The 3,054-nt window shown below is 45.8% G+C and carries 3 protein-coding genes and 1 other annotated feature; all 3 genes read left to right on the top strand.

Annotated features, from left to right (window positions below; all coding sequences use genetic code 11):
• The first annotated feature begins 22 nt into the window (after positions 1–22).
• The 3 genes from rplA to rplL all read left to right on the top strand — a co-directional run bounded on the left by rplA (position 23) and on the right by rplL (position 2,600).
• Entirely contained in the window at positions 23–739 is a 717-nt protein-coding gene (gene rplA, locus F6K20_RS31560; RefSeq protein WP_008188897.1) for a 50S ribosomal protein L1, read from the top strand.
• A 484-nt stretch (positions 740–1,223) separates the two neighbouring features.
• Positions 1,224–1,392 (top strand) — a sequence feature (ribosomal protein L10 leader region).
• Positions 1,393–1,526: 134 nt separating this feature from the next.
• Positions 1,527–2,093 carry a 50S ribosomal protein L10 gene (gene rplJ / locus F6K20_RS31555; RefSeq protein ID WP_008188899.1) on the top strand — a complete coding sequence of 189 codons (567 nt, stop codon included), beginning with the start codon at positions 1,527–1,529 and terminating at the stop codon, positions 2,091–2,093.
• 102 nt (positions 2,094–2,195) lie between these two features.
• Positions 2,196–2,600, top strand: a complete 405-nt coding sequence (gene rplL / locus F6K20_RS31550; protein ID WP_008188901.1) for a 50S ribosomal protein L7/L12 — start codon at positions 2,196–2,198, stop codon at positions 2,598–2,600.
• Positions 2,601–3,054: the final 454 nt, after the last annotated feature.

The raw sequence follows: 3,054 nt of genomic DNA, 5'->3' as shown, positions 1-3,054 counted from the left end.
CTAAGTACCCCAGGAGATCTAAATGCCCAAGAAACCATCGCGTCGATTACAAGAACTAAAAAAGAAGGTTGAAGAGCGACCTTATGAACCCATAGAAGCTCTCAAACTCCTCAAAGAAACAGCCACTGCCAAATTTTCGGAATCGGCTGAAGCCCATATTCGCTTAGGAATTGACCCAAAGTATACTGACCAGCAACTGCGCACTACAGTAGCTTTACCGAAGGGAACAGGTCAGACGATACGAGTAGCAGTGATTGCTCGGGGTGAAAAAGTCTCGGAAGCTACTAATTCAGGGGCAGACATTGCCGGTTCTGAGGAGTTAATTGCAGAAATTCAAAACGGGATGATGGATTTTGACCGGCTAATTGCTACGCCGGACATGATGCCCAAAGTAGCCAGATTAGGTCGTCTCCTCGGACCACGGGGCTTGATGCCTTCTCCTAAAGGTGGTACAGTTACTAATGACATAGCTCAGGCAATTCAAGAATTCAAAGCTGGTAAACTAGAATTTAGGGCTGACCGTACTGGCATTGTTCATGTTATGTTTGGTAAGGTATCCTTTAGCCCCGAAGACTTACTGGTGAATCTCAAAGCTTTGCAGGAAACTATCGACCGCCATCGCCCATCTGGCGCAAAAGGTCGGTATTGGCGCACTTTATATGTGTCTGCCAGCATGGGTCCATCGATTGAAGTGGACATTGCTATTCTGCGTGAACTCAAGCTTGAGGGTGCCGCTTAAAACAGAACACTGACGAGCGAGAGTTAGCCACCTACTAATTTATTGGGTGGCCAGGGATCGCGCCGGGATAAATCCCGGCTATCGTGTTAAAATAGAATTACGAGTAAGAATAAGGTTGGTTACGTTGATTTTTTGCTAGTATGGTGAGATTCCAGCCAGTAAGAGACGGGGTTGATCCTACGACTATGGAACAGGCAAGTAATGCAGCAAAAAGTAGTGATTTATTGCCCTGATTTGTTTGGTACAACCACTCCGAAAGTTATTTAAATGAAAAGTAAATCCACAGGTTAACTTCTATGTTAATCCGTTCGCGTAGCGTGGCCTACGGCCAGGGAGGTAGGGCAGTTTTGAATCTGCCGCAACGATATACTAGATTAACTTCTAGATCAGACCGTGAGCTTAGTGGAGCGCGGTTTTAAACCGCGCAACGACATCCGCTCAGAATCCCCGTCTTTTCAAAGCGGGGAGAGTTCAAAAACTAGAAAATTGAAGAAGGCTTGCGCTGAAGACAGCAGGAGTAACTAGCTTAATATCCTGCCGAGGTTAAAGTACTATGTATCATCTGCCCAGGCACTGATCCTACAGTGAGTTCTATAGCGGTAATGATACGACCCTTAACCCCGGCCAAGTCTCCGGGGTTTTAGTTTGGTTATTTGTTATCAGTGAGATCATCGACGGTTGAATACTTATCATTCTTGGTTGAGAGTCAATTGAAAATAAATAATATTTATTTTTATTTATTTTTATTTATTTTCAATGAACAATTAACCAATTAACACTTAACAAAATGGGTAGAACACTTGACGAAAAAAAGACAATTGTGGCGGAGCTCAAGCAAACCTTGAGTGAGTCTCAGTTGGCTGTAGTTATTGATTACCAGGGGCTGTCGGTTGCTGAAATTACCGATTTACGGAATCGTCTGCGTCCCACTGGCACGATTTGCAAGGTGACCAAAAACACCTTCATGCGGCTTGCGGTGGAAGAAGACGAAAACTGGCGGCCAATGACAGAATTCCTCAGTGGTACTTCAGCCTTTCTCCTGGTCAAAGACGATGTTGGTAGTGCCATCAGAGCTTACCAGGAGTTTAAGAAAACCGCCAAGAAGACTGAATTTCGCGGCGGCGTGATGCAAGGTCAAGCCTTGAATGAAGAGCAAGTTAAGGCAATTGCTGACTTGCCTTCTAAGGAGGAACTGATCGCGCAAGTTGCTGGAGCGATTAATTCTATCGCTACCAAACTTGCTGTCGGTATTAATGAGGTACCAGCCTCCTTGGGTCGTAGTATTAACGAGGTGCCAGCTTCTTTGGGTCGATGCATCCAAGGGGTTGCTGCCAAGGAAGAAGGCAACAGCTAGTACTCGGTTTTCCCCCTTTCTGAGATTTGTACAACACTCAACTACAAGAGTTAAGTACAACACTCAACAAATTAAACAATTCACCTAAAAGGAGTTATATCAATGTCTGCTACAACTGATGAAATTCTCGAAAAATTAAAATCTCTCACTCTGCTAGAAGCTTCTGAGCTAGTTAAGCAGATCGAAGAGGCTTTTGGTGTCAGCGCTGCTGCTCCTGCTGGCGGTATGATGATGATGCCTGGTGCTATGGCTGGTGCTCCTGGAGCTGCTGAGGCTGAGCCAGAGGAAGAGAAAACTGAATTTGATGTGGTTCTAGAAGAGTTCCCCTCTGATAAGAAGATTGCTGTACTTAAGGTGGTGCGAGCAATCACTGGTTTGGGTCTCAAAGAAGCCAAAGAGTTGGTGGAATCTGCTCCTAAAGCGATTAAAGAGGCCATTGCTAAAGAGGCGGCTGAAGACGCTAAGAAGCAACTGGAAGAGGCTGGTGCTAAAGTTACCGTCAAGTAACATCTACCATCATGTCTGGTTGACTAATCATCATATCCCTTCTCGGGTAATGTAAGCATTCAGCGGTCAGCGGTCAGCCGTCAGCCGTCAGTGATTGGCCGTAGGCCACGCTACGCGAACAGCGGTCAGCTATCATGGTTATTTTATTCAAAAGCACCTCAAGTAGCTTGAGCCTACAGCCAATGGCTGTTAGTGTAGCGTGCCCATAGCGCATAAGCTGATATCTGAAAGCTGTTCGCGTTCGCGGAGCGTGGCCATTCGCATAGCGTGGCCAACGGCCAAGGCCAAGCGTGCGCGTAGCGCTTAAGCTGTTCGCGTAGCGTGCGCTTAGCGCTTAAGCTGATAGCTGAAGATTAGGGACTATTTGGTAAGTGATTAACCAGACTTGAGCTCAGTTGAATTGATGAATTAGTGACGATTTGACAAGTCGATTTAAACTAAATCGATTAGCTTG

It is taken from the genome of Moorena sp. SIO2C4, from assembly GCF_010672485.1.
GTDB classification, from domain to species: Bacteria; Cyanobacteriota; Cyanobacteriia; order Cyanobacteriales; family Coleofasciculaceae; genus Moorena; species Moorena producens.
This window is presented reverse-complemented; position numbering and strand designations above follow the sequence as displayed.